Origin of the sequence: Paenibacillus sp. RRE4, from assembly GCF_031844205.1 — a bacterium.
GTDB lineage: Bacteria > Bacillota > Bacilli > Paenibacillales > Paenibacillaceae > Paenibacillus > Paenibacillus xylanexedens_B.
On record NZ_JAUZUT010000001.1, the window covers coordinates 3,362,813 to 3,381,129 of the forward strand.

The following is an 18,317-nucleotide window of genomic DNA, read 5'->3' on the forward strand; positions in this document are numbered from 1 at the left end:
CAGCGCATTCAGACGGCTTCAAGAATGTATGAAATGGATCCAACCTGTTATATAAATTCACTGAACATATTCTTCAGTCGTTCGAACAGACCGGGTTTTTGCTCCGATTCCTGTGCCGTATTTGGCTTCGGACGGTTCGTCGGTTTCTTGCTATTAGTGTTGTTGTTGTTACCGCCATTGCTACTCGAGGGCCTGATACGCAAACTGCGAATAACATTGTGTAAAATACCAACGCCGCTGGTATATCCAGGATCACGCACACCAATGTAATCCGGAACGGCAACACGGACCGAAGCAGCAAGTTCATGCTGTGCCACTTGCAGAACACCAGGCATAGAGACCGTACCTCCCGTTAGTATATAACCGCCAGGAAGCTCGTTGTAACCAAGGCGTTTGACCTCCGTTCCGATCATCTGGAATATCTCCTGAACCCTAGGCTCAATAATAGCCGTCAGATCTTCCTGAGAAAACTCCTTGTCCACGTTGCTACCGATGCGCGTCACTTTGAACATCACATCTGCTGCAGCATCATCAAGCCAGGCACAACCATATTTCAACTTAACTTTCTCCGCCTGATCCGTCAAAGTACGCAAACCATAAGCAATATCATTGGTTACAAATTCCCCGCCGATTGGCAGAGTTGAAGTCGCAACCAGACTATCCTCTTCAAAAATAGCAATGGTTGTTGCTCCTGCTCCGATATCCACGAGCACAGAGCCCATCGTTTTCTCATCCTTGGACAGGGCGAGTTGACCTGCCCCGAGTGACATGAGGACCAGGTCGCTCACTTTTAATCCCGCTTTTTCCACGCAGCGCAACAGATTATGTATCGCGGTTTTAGCACCCGTAATGATGGTTGCTTCAACTTCCAGGCGAACACCAATCATACCACGCGGGTCTTGTATGCCTTCCAAGCCGTCTACAACATATTGCTTGGCGACAACATCAATAATTTCCCGTTCGGGCGGAACCGCAATGACTTCGGCTGCTTTCAACACCCGCTCCATGTCTTCTTCTCCGATCTCACGATCCTCGTTCGATACTGCCACCACACCGTGACTGCTCATCAGTCCGATGTGATTGCCCGAGATTCCAACATATACTTCGGATATTTGAATACCTACCATACGTTCTGCATGATCGACTGCATTGCGAATCGACTGCACCGTCTGATCGATATCTACGATTACACCTTTGCGAATTCCTTCCGAGTCGGCAGATCCAACTCCAATAATATTAAAGGTTCCATTGTTAATTTCCCCAATAATAGCGCGAATTTTGGATGTACCGATGTCCAAACTAACAATGATGTCATTGTTGCTCAAGTCTGTGGCACCTCCTGACTCCAATAGTAAAATACGTTCGGGTTCAAACACTCATTAAAACATATTCAACACAGTTTAGGCTTTCCCTCTTTTTTCTACAATTTTTTTGGGTGCCAAGTTCTGGATGTGAAACATAAAACCTTGAAGAAAAAAGAAGGAGGCAACTCATGTGCCGTAAGTTCAAGTGTACCATTTTTTCTTCATCTCAGAAAGAACAAGTTTCACACATAAACCGGTGCTAAAGCCCGATCCTGTCTAGACTTTCACCAAAAAACCGCTAATCAGCAACATGCGTCATTGCCCTGCTCCCGGCTCGGCGTCATCCTCAGGATTATCCGGTATAAACGGGACATACGTATCCGCCTCAAGCATCGTAATTTTACCAGGTCGTTCGGTCTCGATCACCTGATTCAAATACTCCACTTTATCCGTTAACAGCGATATCGTTGTGATCACTTCAAACTGTGACTTGGTGTACATGCGAATCTGATCCGGAAAAGAAGGTGTCGGATTCGGAATAATTTCAGATATGTCCGTTGTCAGTTCATTTGGAATTTGAGCCAGCGCCTCACTAAGCTTTGCTTTGAGCGGATCATTGGGTTTCCATTGTGTCAGAATCGGCTTCTCTACGGCAACACCGATCGTTGGCGGAACACTCAGGCTTGTCCCGTTAGACAATATGGCTTTAAGCGCCCCGGTTGTGTCCAGTTCATAAGCGACTGTGGGAAACTCCTGAACCTTGATATGAATCGTACCCGGAAATTGCTTTTCCACAGTAACTGTTGAGACAGCTTTAATCGTTTTAAGACGTTCTATGATTTCAGTAGCACTTGTTCCAAAAAACTGGTCGCCTTCCCTCAAACCACTCTTTTCAAGTAAATCCGCAGTGGCCGTGTATACATTACCCGTAATTTCGATCGCTGATATGCGGCTTACAGAAGAACGAAAGAATAATACAGCCAGCAATACAATAAATAATAATAATAGGATAATTACAATCTTACGGCTTGTGTTTCCTTTTGGGCGATTCTCCTTGAGAACCGGAATTTGACTTTTAGGCATAATAACGCTCCACAAAGCCTCAGGCCCCCTCCTCTTCCAAGAAGGGGACGCCAAGGACGTTAATTGGCAAAATCCAACTGTTTCGAAACAGTCGACTGTCTCTCCACTGAGGCTCCAAGACTCTGGAATAACTTTTCGATCTGATCATATCCCCTGTCAATGTGATGCACTTGCTCCACAATGGTTTTACCTTGAGCCGCCAGACCTGCAATAACTAAAGCTGCACCCGCACGAAGATCTGTCGCCTCTACAGTAGCCCCATATAGTCTCGGAACTCCACGGATAAAAGCTGCATTCAGGTCAACGGAAATATCCGCTCCCATGACATTCAGTTCATCCACGTGTTTAAATCTTCCTTCGAACACGGTTTCCTTCATCACACTGAATCCATCTGCCAAACTGAGTAGCACCATGATCTGTGATTGAAGATCCGTTGGAAACGATGGATATGGGGAAGTCACTATACGATCCACTGATTTTGCGCGGGTCATACAACTCACAGTCATTATATCATTGCATACTGTGATTTGAACACCAGTGCGCTTTAACACATGTATAAGCGAAGTAAGATGTGCCGGATTGCAGTGCGTAAGCGTAACATTGCCTCGGGTTGCAGCAGCAGCAATCATAACGGTTCCAGCGACAATCCGGTCAGGTATGATTTCATAGGTACAAGGTTGCAACTTCTCAACACCATTTATTGTGATTGTATCCGTGCCGGCACCCATAATTCGTGCCCCCATCGCATTCAGAAAATGCTGCAAATCCTGAATTTCAGGCTCTCTCGCTGCGTTGAAAATTGTCGTTGTTCCTTCTGCAAGTACAGCAGCCATCATGATGTTTTCAGTGGCTCCAACACTCGGAAAATCCAGATGAATATCCGCACCTGTCAGATTAGCTCCATGACAGATAATTTGCTGATCTTGTTCTTCAATCTGTGCTCCGAGTGCTTCCAGCCCCCGGAGATGAAGATCAATTTTACGTTCTCCGATCGCACAGCCACCGGGCTGATATACAGATACTCTCCCAAACCTCGCAAGCAATGGCCCCATCAGAAAAATGGAAGACCGCATTTGCTTCATAAGATCTTCTGGCACATCATGTGACCGGACGAGCGACGTATTGATCGTCACTGTTCCCTGCTCATGCCGACATGTGCATCCAAGTCGTTCCAGGATATACAGCATTACTTCGATGTCCAGCAAGTGTGGAACGTTGTGCAGCGTAATTTCTCCGTCTGCGAGCAAACTTGCGGCCATAATCGGTAAAGCGGCATTTTTTGCTCCATGGATGCGTATGGATCCTGATAGGGGTCTCCCACCTTCAATCACCAATTTGTCCAATGTATCACCTCCGGGGTTTACGCTCACCCACTGCGATAACATACGGTACCCGGTGGATACCGCCATGAGATGATATAGTGCTCTGAATAGACTGTATAAGGGTGATGACGTCCTCTGCTGTCGCTTGGCCTGATTGAACAATGATATGGATATCCATTGTTCCCAGTCAATTTCAGCGAATTGAATTATCCGTGACACATCCGATCCATAAGGCTCCGCAATCCATCCCTCGGTTCGACCAGTCATTACCAGCAATGCCGTGTGGGTAACTCACGGTCTTCACCCTAGTTGCACCTTTGCCGATATGATGCTGTACTACGGTATCATGGAACGATTGTCACGATTTATACCGTATCTTATGTCAGTCCCGTCTGGTGTGTGACAATCGCCCATGAATGCCTCCATACACCCTATTATCGTTTTGCAACAAGACGCTTGATTTCGTTTACAAGCACTTTTGCCGCATCTGGTTTACCTAATTTTCGAGAAGCCTCTGCCATCTGCTTACGCCCTGATTCGTCATTCATAATGCCTGCGATTGCTTCATACAGGCCCTTGCCTGTAAGCTCTCTCTCCAGCATCGTGAGTGAGGCTCCTCCTTTTTCAAGGGTACGCGCGTTGGCCTCCTGATGATTGTTGGTTACGTTAGGTGATGGAATCAGAATCGATGGAATACCAAGAGATGTAATCTCCGCAAGGAACGAGGCTCCTGCGCGGTTCACAATCAAAGAGGTACAAGCGAGTACTTCAGGCATGTTATGTACATATGGAAGTACATGCAGATGATTAGGCATCGTTCCCAAAGAACTACGGATCGCTTCACGGGTTTCATCAAAATAGGTCTCGCCTGTAACGTAAACGACATGTACATCATCCAGCTTTTCCAGCATTGGTGCCATTTCAATCATCGCCTGATTAATCGCTTTAGCCCCACGGCTACCTCCGACGACAAGCACAACACGGCTGTCCATCGGAACACCCAATGTAGCGAATCCACGATCCCGACTGGCTTGAGCTACCGTTGTCGCTCGAGGGTTACCTGTGTAGATTACTTTTTTAGCTCCAGAGAATGATTTTTCAGATCCTTCAAAACTGACAGCAACCGTATCCACATAACGCATAAGGAACTTGTTCGTCAGACCTGGAATCGCATTTTGTTCATGAATCACGCTTGGGATTCCCAGCTTGGCCGCCGCATATACAACAGGCCCGCAGACATAACCACCTGTACCGATAACAACGTCCGGCTTGAATTCTTTCAGCATTTTTTTGGATTTCCTTACCCCTTGAACGAATCGCATGATCGTTTTCACATTTTCAAAGGATAACTTACGCCGAAAGCCGGTAATGTCAATCGATTTAAAAGGAATATCTTCCTGAGGAACCAGCTTACTTTCAAGTCCTCGTGTACCGCCAATGTATAAAAACGTCGAGTCGGCATTTTCCGCCTCACATTGTCTTGCTATGGCTACGGCCGGATAGATATGCCCACCCGTACCGCCACCACTAAGAACGACTCGCATCGTATAAGTCACCTCGCATAACGGGATAAATTCAATAATATGCCCAGTGCGGTGAGCATGAGTGTCAGTGATGAACCTCCATAACTGATCAGCGGCAATGTAATTCCTGTGACAGGCATGAGTCCAATGACTACACCGATATTAATAATGACCTGCACAGCAACCATACCGATAATCCCCACAGCTAGCAGGCTACCAAAGGAGTCTGGAACCGTCATTGCTACACGCATTCCTCTCCACACCAGCACGAGAAACAATAATAATACAATCATTCCACCAATAAAACCGAGTTCTTCCGCCAAAATACTAAATATAAAGTCCGTCTGCGGCTCAGGCACGTAACTGTACTTCTGCCTACTCATCCCTAGCCCGAGACCAGCCAGTCCACCTGGACCGATGGCATAGAGCGATTGAATGATCTGATAACCTGCACCTAGCGGATCAGACCACGGATCAAGAAAAGCTGTAATCCGTTGCAACCGATAAGGTGCCGCCGCAACAAGCGCCGCGAATCCTGCAACTCCACCAAGCGCAAGCAGTGCAAGATGTTTCATTCGTGCTCCGGTTGTGAAAATGATAAGCATGGATGCCCCCATCATCACCGTGCCTGTACCTAAATCGGGCTGCAACATAATTATGCCAAAAGCAAGCCCCATCAGCCCAAGCGGAGGCAACAGCCCCGTTGTAAAAGTTTTAATTTTACCGGGATCTTTGCTCAGCCAATGAGCCAAAAACAAAATCATACCCAGTTTCATGAACTCGGAGGGCTGGATACCGAAAGAGCCAATCCCCAGCCAGCTACGTGCACCGCCGCGAACGACACCGATTCCCGGAATTAATACAGCAATGAGCATAATAAAACAGATAATTAAAATCGGTTTGGCATACTTTCGCCATACCCTATAATCCACATTCGCTGTCACAAACATGGCTACTAGCCCAAGCACGGCGAATAAAATCTGCCTTTTCACAAAATAAAATGAATCGCCATAGTTGCGGAACGCAAGTACTGAGCCTGCGCTATACACCATAATGATGCCGATGGCAAGCAGAGCCAAAATACAAATCAGGAGCCAAATATCCGGCGCCGGTCGCGTCTGTTTCATCAGGAGGCCACCCCTTGCATGGAAGTAGGGGCTTTTCCACCCCCCTACTTACAAGTTATGCGCCGCCTCTTTAAAAATGCGTCCCCGTTCTTCATAAGAGGCAAACATGTCCCAGCTTGCACACGCAGGGGATAACAAAACAACATCCCCTGGTTCAGCCAGACTTGCCGCTTCCTGAACGGCAACCGTCAACGTACGGGCAGCGTCCTCCTCATTATCGACGACCTTAATATGCTTTAGTCCCGCCAGTTCTGCGACTTTAGCAATTTTAGCACGGTTTTCACCAAGAACCACCAGTGCTTTGACACGCTCCTCCAAAACCGGCAACAGTTCCATCATATCCGAACCACGGTCTAGTCCGCCTGCAATCAATACAACAGGTTCTTTAAAGGAATTCAGTGCCATGACCGTCGCTTTGGAATTGGTAGCTTTCGAATTGTTGTAATAAACTGAGCCATTATGCTTGAGCACATACTCCAGTCGATGTTCAACACCTCTGAAATCAGCTAGCGGAGCAGCCAGCTGAGACGTGTCAGCACCCGCTGCGATTGCAATAGCTACTGCAGCCAGCGCATTGCCCACATTAAAACGTCCAGGTATACCAATGTCCTCCACATCGATGATTACCGCTCGATGGCCTGCACCATCCGAATAGATCACCTGACGCTTTACATCATCCTCTTCTCCGTCGACATAAGGCGGATCTACATACACGCCTGTTTCCAGGTTTTCCGTCAACGAGAATGGAATTAACCTCGCCTTGATATAAGGAATGAGCTCACGACATACCGCATCATCCCAATTGAGAACAGCAACGTCATCTGGCTGCTGATTGGCAAACAGCTTTGCCTTGGAAGCCACGTAATCTTCCATGCCCCCATGATAATCCAGATGGGTCTCTGCCACGTTCAGAAGCGCAGCGATACGCGGACGAAACTCTACCGTGCCTTTGAGCTGGAAACTGCTTAGTTCGACCACCATCCAGTTATCAGGGGTAGCCTGCTCTGCAGCTTCACAGAGAGGGGTTCCAATATTACCAGCAACAATGGGATTCAAGCCTGCTTGTTCCAGCATATTCCCTACCCAAGTTGTGGTCGTTGTTTTTCCGTTAGAACCGGTAATACCGATCATAGGTGCCCCGCAAAGGTGATATGCTACCTCTACCTCGGTCACCACCTCAATCCCTAATTCAAGTGCTTGTTGCACAGGAGCAACATGATACGGAATACCAGGGTTTTTGACGACCAGCTTCACATCACTATGAATAAGGTCATCCGGATGGCCCCCGCATACAACAGAAATTCCCAAAGCCTCCAATTCGGAGGCTTCGGGACACTGTTCCCTGTCTTTTTTATCATTTACGATAACGTTAGCCCCTGCGTGATGCAGCACCTTGGCAACTTGTACGCCGCTCTTCGCAAGTCCGAGCACGACGACTTGTTGTCCACGATATGTTTCTGGATGATTCATCATTTACAACCCCTTGTTGAGATAAAGTCCAAGAGCGGCCAAAATAGCACCTACCGCCCAAAAGGTAATGACAACCCGCCATTCTGACCAGCCACTAAGCTCGAAATGATGGTGAATCGGGCTCATTTTAAATACACGTTTACCACGGGTTTTGAAGGATACTACCTGGATCACAACGGAAAGAACCTCGATTACGAAAATACCGCCGATGACCAAAAACAGGAGTTCCGTCTTCGTAACGATGGCAATTGCACCAATGGCACCGCCGATGCCAAGTGAACCCGTATCGCCCATAAACACCTTGGCCGGATGCGCATTGTAAACCAGGAATCCGAGAACAGCCCCAATCATGGCGGCTGCACACACTGCGGCCGGCATTGACGTTGCCTGCATGGCTACAATAGCAAACGCGCCAAAAGCGATCGCACTGACACCGGAGAGAAGACCATCCAGACCATCCGTGAAATTAACCGCGTTGGTAATGGCCAACATCATAAACACAACAAACGGATAATAAAACCATCCCGTCCAGTCAAACGAAACCGAAGTTCCCGGGATAGAAATCGCGGTGCTATGTCCATTTTGAATAAGTAAATAACACATGACGGCACTGAAGAACAGTTGACCCAGCATTTTTTGTCTGGCAGTCAGTCCAAGCGAACGCTTGAAAACAATTTTGATATAGTCATCCAAGAAACCAATGAGACCAAATCCAAGCGTAGCGACAAGCAACACATAAAAGTCTGTGTTTTTGACCGCTGAGAATTTAAGAAACGCCAAAGTGAACGCAAGTAAAATAACGACTCCGCCCATCGTTGGTGTTCCGCTTTTTTTCAAATGGCTCTGAGGCCCGTCTTCCCTGACCTGCTGTCCGAACTTCATCCGCCGCAGGAGCGGAATAAGTAGCGGTGCGGCAATCACCGCCAAAATAAATGAAACGCCGATTGTTAACAGTAATACCTGAAAATCCATGGGTTCACCCCTCTAGTCTACTCGATTCTGTAATGGTGCCGTCTGCAGTGTTTGAACTACATCCTCCAGTTTCATGCCTCGCGAGGCTTTAAACAAAACTGCATCCTTCGGATGAAGATTCTCCAGCAGATAACGGGTCAATTCTTCTTTATTATCAAAAGCATGCACAGATTCAGTTGCCATATGCTTCTTTGCTCCCTCAGCAATATGCAAGGATAATGGACCGTATACCAGCACTTTATCCAATTTATCAGGAGTAATATACATCCCGATCTCATGATGAAGTTGCTGCTCCTCCGAACCTAACTCCAGCATATCTCCCAGTACAGCCACTTTCATCCGATATCCTTTTAACCCTTCTAACACATCTATAGCAGCCTTCATGGAAGTCGGGCTTGCATTATATGCATCATTGAGGAGAGTAAGTCCGCTGACCGCCTGGGTGACCTCGATACGCATACCTGTCAATTTTAGCTGTGACAAGCCTGTTGCCATATTTTCCTCAGTCACCCCAAAATGACGTGCTACGGCCATGGCGGCCAAACAGTTTATTACATTGTGCGTACCCAGCAAGGGAAGGTTATAAGCTTTGTCGCCAGACTGCTTGGTTGTAAACACCATCCCGTGCTGTGCATTCATCAGCCCAGTTGGATAATCGTCATTATCCGTTTGTAATCCAAACCTAAACCGCTGCATGCCTTCAGGTTGCTTCGTTGCAGGCTCTTCAAGCACCTGCGCGATTAAAGGCTCGTCTCCGTTGTATATGAGTAATCCGCCAGGTTTCATACCAGCAGCAATTTCAGCCTTAGCTCTGGCAATTTCAAGTCTTGAGCCAAGCTGAAGCAAATGGGATTCGCCAATGTTCGTGATGATTGCTACATCCGGCTGAGCAATGACAGATAGGTCATAGATTTCACCGCGACCGCTCATGCCCATTTCCAAAATAATGATTTCCGTATCCGGAGTCATACTCAATACCGTTAGTGGCAGACCGATATGATTGTTGAAATTCCCCTGCGTCTTATGCACCTTGAATGTGGTAGAGAGAAGCGCGTCTACAATATCTTTGGTTGTTGTTTTACCGTTACTGCCTGTAATACCAACGACAGATGCCTTGTTCTCGTGAAGATAAGCCGATGCAAGTGCCTGTAATGCAGTCAGGGTATCGTCCACCAAAATAACAGCTCCCTGCGGCGGAGAACCATGATTCTTTTGCCACAACGCACCCGCAGCATCTTGCTCCAGACAAGCTTGCACAAACTCATGTCCATCAAACCGTTCACCCACCAAGGGGATAAACAAACTGCCTGCCACTGGTTTGCGTGAATCCGTAAATACCCCTTCGGCAATAACTTCACTATAGACCGCGGCATCACTTAGTGTGCCACCACACATGTCGGCGATTTGCGCCAATGTTCGTTTTATCAATTGGATTTGCCCCTTATCGCTTCTTTGGCTATGATCCGGTCATCGAAATCGGTCTTGGTTGTTCCGATAATTTGATAAGTCTCGTGACCCTTGCCCGCAATCAATACTACATCGGCCGGGCTTGCCATTTCAATAGCTTCATGAATGGCCTGACGCCGATCCACGATCATTGTGTAACGCTCAGACGGAACGGACTCTTCCAGCAAACCTTGCTCAATGTCTTTTAGAATCAGATCGGGATCTTCCGTCCTCGGGTTGTCAGAAGTCACTAATACAAAGTCACTGTACTTCGCAGCAATTTTACCCATTAACGGGCGTTTTGTGCGATCCCGGTCACCCCCGCACCCAAATACGCAGATGACACGGCCTTCCGCAAACTCATTGACTGTACGCAGTACATTCTCAAGTCCATCTGGTGTATGGGCATAATCGACGATAACCGCGAATGCCTGACCTTCATTGACAGCTTCCACCCTGCCATCCACACCCGGTACGGTTTCCAGACTGCGCTTGATTTCTTCCAGTGGAATACCTTCCACGAGCGTTGCCGAGATGGCCGCCATCGCATTGTACACGTTGAACTTGCCTACCATACGTAGTTCAATGTCTGTGCTACCCGCAAAGGTATCTACATGAAAGGTCGTTCCCTGAGCTGTGATTGAAATTGCAGAGGCACGAACATCCGCGTGTTCTCCCATGCCGTATGTAATAACCTCAGCAGCCGTCACAGAGATATAATAATCCGCAGCCGGATCATCCGCATTGATCACTGCATACTTCCGCTCGGAAGCATCTTCGGCATAACCGTTACCCAGACGAGCGAAGAACAAGCCCTTAGCTGCGCGATACTCCTCCATGGAATGATGGTAATCAAGATGATCCTGCGACAGGTTTGTAAATACTGCTGTACGGAAATCCGTGCCTTTCACCCGCCCTTGCTCCAATGCATGAGAAGAAACTTCCATCACGCAGCATTCCGTACCAGCCTGAACCATATCATGCAAACTACGCTGCAAATCCAGAGCTTCGGGTGTTGTTCCCGACATCGGGTAAGTGCGTCCATCATACCGCATCTGAATGGTGCCGATCAGCCCGGTTTTTTGACCGTAATCGCTCATAATTTTTTCAATCAAATAAGTCGTTGTTGTTTTGCCGTTCGTTCCTGTTACTCCGATCATTTTCATCTTGTGGCTTGGCGATTCAAAAAAGAAGTCAGATAGAACCGCCATCGCAAAGCGACTGTCTTTCACAATCAACTGCGGTACAGACAAGTCAAGCTGCCGTTCCACAACGAGAGCAGACGCCCCGGCCTGCACTGCTTTATCTGCATAGTCATGTCCATCGACCGTATGTCCCGGAAGACAGATAAACAGATCACCCGGTTTGACTTGCCGGGAATCTGTCTGAAGGTTGTGACATTCTGTATGGGGGTCGCCCACGAGACGGGCGGTAATCAATTTGGATTTAAACTGTTTTAAAAGCACATGAATAACCTCACTTTTCCAAATATACTTCTGTATCCACAGATTCCTATAGTATTAATATCGACCAGATCACCAAATAATGAAACGCGATCCCCTGAATTTTGTTGCGGTCGGAGTATGAAACTCCGTTTGAGTCATTATAAGAGCGCTACTTGAAACTTCACTCGAGAGCTTTATTCATGCTTCGTATGATCATGCCCTTCATCTTTCAGGACATTGCCCATATAGATACGAATCGTTGAACCTTGCTCTACTCTTGCTCCTGGTTTAGGTGCCTGATTAATTACGTACTTGCCACTTCCCGACTTCGCCAGCATAAAATTCATGTTGAGATCCTCGTACAAATCCTCCACCGTAGCCCCGGTAAGATCAGGAACCGTCACAATTTTGGTCTCACCATATTTGTACTCTTTGGCGAGTTGGTCCTTACGCACAGGCACATTCATATAATGGAGCGAATCTTCCAAAATATTTTGTACGATCGGGGCTGCAACGACACCGCCAAACTGAATCCCCTTTGGATTGTCTACAGCGGTGTATACCACGATCTGCGGATCGTCAGCCGGAGCAAATCCAATAAACGAAACGATGTGTTCACTCGACGAGTAACGACCATTAATAACCTTCTGGGCCGTACCTGTCTTACCTCCAACCCGATAGCCATCGATAAATGCCGGACGCCCTGTACCTTTGGCAACCACACTTTCGAGCGCCTCTCGTACTTGTTTGGACGTGTCCTCCGAGATGACTTGACGAACGAGTTCGGGCTTTACTTCTTCCAGCACCTCTCCGGTTTCCGGATGCACCCAGGCTTTCGTGACGTAAGGTTTATACAGCTTGCCACCGTTGATGGCAGCCGATACCGCTGCTACTTGCTGAATAGGAGTTACGGATACACCTTGCCCAAAGGCGGTCGTTGCAAGTTCAACAGGACCTACGTTTGCTAATTTGAAAAGAATACCACTTGCTTCTCCGCTGAGATCAATTCCGGTTTTGGTACCAAAACCGAAATTTTTAATGTAGGAGAACAACGATTCCTTACCAAGCTTCTGCCCCAAAGCAACAAATCCGGGGTTGCAGGAGTTCTCTACCACCTGAAGGAAAGTCTGGCTTCCATGTCCGCCTTTTTTCCAACAGCGCAAGCGTGCTCCGCCGACTTCTACAAATCCGGGATCAAAAAATTGATCCCGTTGCAGGTTTACCTTTTTTTCTTGCAACGCAGCAGCCAGTGTAATAATTTTGAACGTTGAACCTGGTTCATAGGTCATCCAGATGGGCAAGTTCCGGTTATAAATCTCTGAAGGATATTGCTGATAATCTGCCGGCTCGTAGCCAGGTCTGCTAGACATCCCTAGAATTTCGCCTGTTTTGGGATTCATTGCAATAGCCAGAGCGGAATTAGCCTGAAACTTAACCATCGCCTGATCCAATTCCCGTTCCATAATCGATTGAATGGATTTATCAATGGTCAGCTTGAGGTTGAGCCCGTCCTTCGGTTCCACATACTTCTCAGATGAGCCCGGCATGAGCCTTCCGGCCGCATCGGACAAGTAGGATACACTGCCATTTAAACCATTCAGCTTGTCGTCATATCTTTTTTCAACACCGGTCAGTCCCTGATTATCAATCCCTGTAAATCCGAGAATATGAGCAGCCAGATCATCATACGGATAAAAACGTTTGTTATCCTCGGCAACAACGATACCCGGGAGCTTCAAATCACGGATGCGCTGAGCTTTCTCCATCGTAATTTTGCGGCCACCGGGTTGTAGTCGTACAATCAATTCTCGTTTCTTGATGGTTGCCAGTACTTTCTCTTCTGTCATACCTAGTAGCGGTGCCAGCGCCCTGGCTGTGGTCTCCGCTTCTTTAACTTGAGCCGGTATCGCCATGATTGTTGGGGTTGTCACATTGTAAGCTAGAGAGGTCCCGTTTCGATCCAGAATCTCTCCCCTTTTAGCTGTGTATGGAATGTTACGACGCCAGGATTCTTCCGCTTTGGCCGATAGTTCCGGCCCTTTCCCCAACTGAACATAAGCAAGCCTGATGACTAAGGCCGAAAATAACATAACCAGAATTAACAAACTCCACAGCAACCTGCGGCGCAGATTTACACTTGTTCCCTTCACGAAAAGATCCCCCCACTCGTCCCAAAATCATGAACTGTCTCATTCATGAATATTCAGGACAACCGGGGGTTAGAACAAGCTGTCTATGCATTCTATGGCAGGGAAGCCCCTTCAGTGGCTGATTTACCAGATGCCTCGTCTTGACCCTTTTGCTTGTCAGACTGGATCTGATTTGAGGCACTTCCCGGCGGATCATCCCCATCCGTTTTACCCTCATCAGCTGTTTTTGTATTCTTGTCCTGGTTTTTCGCATTCGGATCAGAAGAATCTGGAGCTTCATCAGCTATACCGGTTACCGCTGCCTTCGCTGTCTGTAGGGTTAACTGCACCGTCCGTTGCTCACCCGACACCTGCTCCTTCTGTTTCACGACGTATCCCTCACCCTTGACTGTTACGCCTACCTTCATCAGTGAGAGAACCTCCAACGCATCACGAAGAGATTCACCCGTCAGATCTGGAATCTTCATTTTACTGCTCTCTTCCGTCAGTAGGTAGACTCGTTGGCCTGGATTCATCGAAGCACCTGCTTGTGGATACTGGCGAATCACATTTTCACCCTGACCAAGCGTGACATAAGCAATTCCGGAGCTGAGAAGCTGGCTTCTGGCCTGCTTAGCCGTTTTACCACTCAAGTCTGGAGCCTTAGCCTGTACAACAGGAGCTTCTTTTGACTTTTTGTCTGTCGTTTTGGCTGTATCTTTCGGTATGCCCATATATTGCAACGTCTGGCTTACAACCTTCTTGAACACCGGAGCGGCTGCAGTTCCTCCGCCAATGTTTGTGCCATCTGGCTGGTCAATCACAATCAACATCGCAATCTTCGGATTGTTGACCGGTGCGAATCCAATAAACGAAACGACGTCTTTGTTTTTGCTATACTGACCGTTGATAACTTTTCGCGCTGTACCTGTCTTGCCTGCAACCCGGTATCCTTCAATATAGGCATTACGTCCTGTGCCGATCGTCTGATCTGCTACGACCTGCTCCAGATACCCGCCAACAAGCTTGGCCGATTCTTTAGAGATGACCTGTCGAATTACTTTGGGTTTGATCGCTTCCGTTGTGCCATCATTCGGATTTATGATCTCCTTCACGAGATGAGGCTGGAGCAATTTACCGCCGTTTGCAATGGCCGAGATGGCAGATAACTGCTGGATCGGCGTCACTTGTACGAGACCGTGACCATATGCAGCGGTAGCAATCTCTGATTTGTATACCAAGGGTTTGATTGGCGAAGCCGCTTCACTTGGCAGGTCAATGCCTGTCTTTTTACCAAAACCAAACTGATCGATATAGTGACGCAACCGCTCTCCCCCGAGCATGTTGTACCCCAGATTAACAAAAGCGATGTTACTGGAGCGTTTGACACCTTCAAGGTAAGAGATTCTTCCGTACGTATGTCCGTTATCACTAATCGGGAAACCGCCGATGTATATGCGCTTGGATTCAAACGTTGCATTCGGATCAAACAGTTTTTCCTCCACGGCTCCCGCAAGTGTCACAATTTTGAACGTGGAACCTGGTTCATAGATCGACTGCGTTGCATGGTTGATAAAATTTTTCTGATCCGGCGTGCTCGCATACGTATTCGGATTAAAGGTCGGCCAGTTTGCCATTCCCAGAATCTCCATCGTATTTGGGTCGGCTGCAATAACGGTCATACTCAGCGGGTTATATTTCGCAATTGTCTCTTTCATTGCACTTTCAATGTAAAACTGGATGGTATCATCAATCGTCAGCTTCAGGTTTTTACCGTTCTTCGGAGGTAAATAGTTATCCTGTGAATTCGGAAGCTTGATGCCCTTGGCATCCTTCTGGTAATTCAGGAAACCATCCGTGCCTGTCAGCACGTCATCATACGAGACTTCAAGCCCGTTGACAGCTTTGCCGTCACGACTCATATAACCCAGCACATGAGAGGCCAAGGACTCTTCCGGATAAAAACGTTTGGATTCCTGCGTCATGACGATCGCATTTTTTGCCTTGTGTTCATCCTGAAGCTCTTCGCGCAACTCATTAACCTTTTCTGCAAGTGCAGGACTAATTTTGTATCCCTCACTGCGTACTTCACGTTGCTGAAAAAAATCACCATCTTTATTCTTTGCAGTAACAAGAGCCCGCATCTCACTCTCATTTTTGTTGAGCAATGCGGACAATTTTGTCGTCACTTCGTCCTCAATACCTAGTTGATTAATCAAAAGCGGATTAACTGAAACGGTATACGCTGGCGAATCCGTAGCAAGCACATTCCCGTTTCGATCCGTAATCGTTCCGCGAGCAGCCTTGATCGTCTGTTCCCTTTCGATAAGACCCGCCGCACGCTCCTGCCATTTGTCACCATTTACCACCTGAATGAAAAATATACGGGTTACGAGTACAAGAAAAAAGAGGGTAATGAATCCCCCTATTAACAACGTGCGCATTTTTATTCTTTTTACCATCGAAACACCTCTTTACTTGCCACTGGTTGCATTCGAGGATGATTCAGTACCTGTCGATGTATTCGTTGTTGAGCGTGGTACAAAAATGACATCCTTATCGGAAGCTTCCACGTAACCCAGTCTTTTTGCATTCTCGACAACCTGATTATTCAATGTTTCTCTCTCCACCTGTAAATCGGCAATGGTCTTCTCAGCCTCTTTAATTTTTACAATGGTCGACTGAGCCTGCTTGTTCAGTTCATAAATATGAGCGTAACGAGACATCAGGGCACCACCCACAATAATGACGGCTAAGAGTGTGATCAGGTATAAAAACTTTTCGCGCCCTGGCAGACCTGTGCGACGTGTCACAACTTTCGTTGTTTCCTTGTACCTTTGCTGCGTTACACGTTCCTGGGCTTTTTCTTTGACCGCTAGATTGCCACGTGTATATGCCATGTGAAGGCTCCTCCTCCTCTTTTGTTCTACAATTTCTCAGCTACACGCAGCTTGGCTGATCGCGCACGAGAGTTCTCGGTCAGTTCCGCTTCTGTTGGAATCAGCGGTTTTCGGTTGACGAGACGTAAAGTCCCTTTATTACCGCATACACATAACGGAAAGTCAGGTGGACATGTACATTTTTCAAGATAGCTGCTGAAGATCTGTTTACATATCCGGTCCTCAAGGGAGTGGAAGGTGATAACAGATACGCGCCCCCCTGGCGCTAAACAACGAACAGCCTGATGCAGTCCTTCTTCAAAAGCCCCCAGTTCATCATTCACAGCAATACGCAGCGCCTGAAAACTTCGCTTCGCGGGATGACCACCCGTACGGCGGGCCGCTGCAGGAATACCTTCTTTGATCAATTCCACAAGTTCACCTGTCGTTTCGATCTCAGACTGACTACGTCGACCCACAATAACACGAGCAATCCGTTTGGAAAACTTCTCTTCACCATAGCGATACAGAATTCGCGCAATCTCTTCTTCCGGCCATTCGTTCACTATCTCTTTGGCTGTCAGAAGTGCATCCTGATCCATACGCATATCAAGCGGTGCATCGTGATTGTAACTGAATCCACGTTCTCCTTCGTCAAACTGTGGTGATGACACACCGAGGTCATACAAAATTCCGTCAACCTGTGGTAGGCCATCCTTCATAGGAACATCAAGATCTTTGAGAACCTGCTCCAAATCTCTAAAATTGGTTTTCACCAATGTAATCTGGTTTTCATAAGCAGCGAGTTTCTCGCGTGCATTGTCCAAAGCCCAATCATCCTGATCAAGTGCGATCAGACGTCCCCCCGGACCTAGCTTGGATGCAATCACGGAACTGTGTCCCGCCCCTCCTAAAGTGCAGTCCACGTATATACCGTCCTGCTTGATGTTTAATCCCTCTGTTGCCTCTTCTTTGAGTACGGTGATGTGGTGAAACAACCTGCACCCCTCCTTACTTTTTATAAGTCAAAATTGAAATCGACCAGCTTTTCGGCAATGTCGTTGAATGCTTCTTCGGATTGATTGAAATAACTTTCCCATATGCCTTTGCTCCAAATCTCCACCCGGTTCGACACGCCAAGAACAACGCAATCTTTGTCCAATTTGGCATACTCTCTCAGGTTACCCGGCAGATTTACCCTGCCCTGTTTATCCAGTTCACATTCAGTTGCACCTGAGAAAAAAAAACGGGTAAACGCACGTGCGTCGGATTTCATCAGCGGCAGTGCTTTGAGCTTCTGTTCCATGACCCCCCACTCCTCCATGGGGTACACGAAAAGACACTGGTCCAAACCTCGTGTGGCAACGAAAGTGGATCCAAGAGATTCGCGGAATTTAGCCGGAATAATGACCCGACCTTTATCATCAATGCTATGTTGAAACTCGCCCATAAACATTGCCGCACTCACTCCTCACCCATTTCCCCCACTTTGCCCCACTTTCCACCACCTAAGCATAATAGATTCGGTTAAAAAAATCAAAACCCTTCTTGACTTTTCTGTTTTTTTATTTGATTTCACCGAAAAAAACGCCTTCGATCCTGTCATTCAGGACCAAA

Annotated in this window: 14 protein-coding genes; all 14 read right to left on the reverse strand. The window is 47.4% G+C overall.

From position 1 onward, the window contains the following. Positions 1 to 47 precede the first annotated feature (47 nt). Positions 48 to 1,325, reverse strand: coding sequence for a cell division protein FtsA (gene ftsA / locus Q9R46_RS15195; protein WP_311280617.1), 1,278 nt, complete (start codon positions 1,323 to 1,325; stop codon positions 48 to 50). Positions 1,326 to 1,619: 294 nt separating this feature from the next. Beyond that, complete coding sequence (locus Q9R46_RS15200; RefSeq protein WP_145332044.1) at positions 1,620 to 2,387, reverse strand: cell division protein FtsQ/DivIB; 768 nt, start codon at positions 2,385 to 2,387, stop codon at positions 1,620 to 1,622. Positions 2,388 to 2,446: 59 nt separating this feature from the next. Further along, positions 2,447 to 3,730 (reverse strand): UDP-N-acetylglucosamine 1-carboxyvinyltransferase, encoded by a 1,284-nt coding sequence (gene murA / locus Q9R46_RS15205; RefSeq protein ID WP_145332876.1) that lies wholly within the window; start codon positions 3,728 to 3,730, stop codon positions 2,447 to 2,449. 413 nt (positions 3,731 to 4,143) lie between these two features. Then, positions 4,144 to 5,253: an undecaprenyldiphospho-muramoylpentapeptide beta-N-acetylglucosaminyltransferase gene (gene murG / locus Q9R46_RS15210; protein ID WP_145332046.1), complete on the reverse strand. Its 1,110-nt coding sequence runs from the start codon at positions 5,251 to 5,253 to the stop codon at positions 4,144 to 4,146. Between the two features lie 8 nt (positions 5,254 to 5,261). Next, the gene (spoVE, locus tag Q9R46_RS15215; RefSeq protein ID WP_154888105.1) at positions 5,262 to 6,359 is read right to left on the reverse strand and encodes a stage V sporulation protein E; all 1,098 of its coding nucleotides are present in this window, start codon (positions 6,357 to 6,359) and stop codon (positions 5,262 to 5,264) included. Between the two features lie 48 nt (positions 6,360 to 6,407). Next, positions 6,408 to 7,829, reverse strand: coding sequence for a UDP-N-acetylmuramoyl-L-alanine--D-glutamate ligase (murD, locus tag Q9R46_RS15220; RefSeq protein ID WP_311281038.1), 1,422 nt, complete (start codon positions 7,827 to 7,829; stop codon positions 6,408 to 6,410). Positions 7,830 to 7,832: 3 nt separating this feature from the next. Then, positions 7,833 to 8,801, reverse strand: coding sequence for a phospho-N-acetylmuramoyl-pentapeptide-transferase (mraY, locus tag Q9R46_RS15225; RefSeq protein WP_145332052.1), 969 nt, complete (start codon positions 8,799 to 8,801; stop codon positions 7,833 to 7,835). Positions 8,802 to 8,813: 12 nt separating this feature from the next. Continuing rightward, on the reverse strand, positions 8,814 to 10,226 hold the full coding sequence (locus Q9R46_RS15230) for a UDP-N-acetylmuramoyl-tripeptide--D-alanyl-D-alanine ligase (protein ID WP_311281040.1): 1,413 nt from the start codon (positions 10,224 to 10,226) through the stop codon (positions 8,814 to 8,816). Continuing rightward, positions 10,226 to 11,713, reverse strand: coding sequence for a UDP-N-acetylmuramoyl-L-alanyl-D-glutamate--2,6-diaminopimelate ligase (locus Q9R46_RS15235; RefSeq protein ID WP_311280618.1), 1,488 nt, complete (start codon positions 11,711 to 11,713; stop codon positions 10,226 to 10,228). The genes Q9R46_RS15230 and Q9R46_RS15235 overlap by 1 nt, the downstream gene beginning before the upstream one ends. Before the next feature lie 173 nt (positions 11,714 to 11,886). Continuing rightward, positions 11,887 to 13,782, reverse strand: a complete 1,896-nt coding sequence (locus tag Q9R46_RS15240) for a stage V sporulation protein D (RefSeq protein ID WP_397386385.1) — start codon at positions 13,780 to 13,782, stop codon at positions 11,887 to 11,889. A gap of 152 nt (positions 13,783 to 13,934) precedes the next feature. Further along, entirely contained in the window at positions 13,935 to 16,283 is a 2,349-nt protein-coding gene (locus Q9R46_RS15245) for a penicillin-binding transpeptidase domain-containing protein (protein ID WP_311280620.1), read from the reverse strand. 12 nt (positions 16,284 to 16,295) lie between these two features. Beyond that, positions 16,296 to 16,721, reverse strand: coding sequence for a hypothetical protein (locus Q9R46_RS15250; RefSeq protein WP_145332060.1), 426 nt, complete (start codon positions 16,719 to 16,721; stop codon positions 16,296 to 16,298). Between the two features lie 26 nt (positions 16,722 to 16,747). After that, positions 16,748 to 17,698 (reverse strand): 16S rRNA (cytosine(1402)-N(4))-methyltransferase RsmH, encoded by a 951-nt coding sequence (gene rsmH / locus Q9R46_RS15255; RefSeq protein ID WP_145332061.1) that lies wholly within the window; start codon positions 17,696 to 17,698, stop codon positions 16,748 to 16,750. Between the two features lie 20 nt (positions 17,699 to 17,718). After that, complete coding sequence (mraZ, locus tag Q9R46_RS15260; RefSeq protein ID WP_145332063.1) at positions 17,719 to 18,156, reverse strand: division/cell wall cluster transcriptional repressor MraZ; 438 nt, start codon at positions 18,154 to 18,156, stop codon at positions 17,719 to 17,721. Between the last annotated feature and the right edge of the window lie 161 nt (positions 18,157 to 18,317).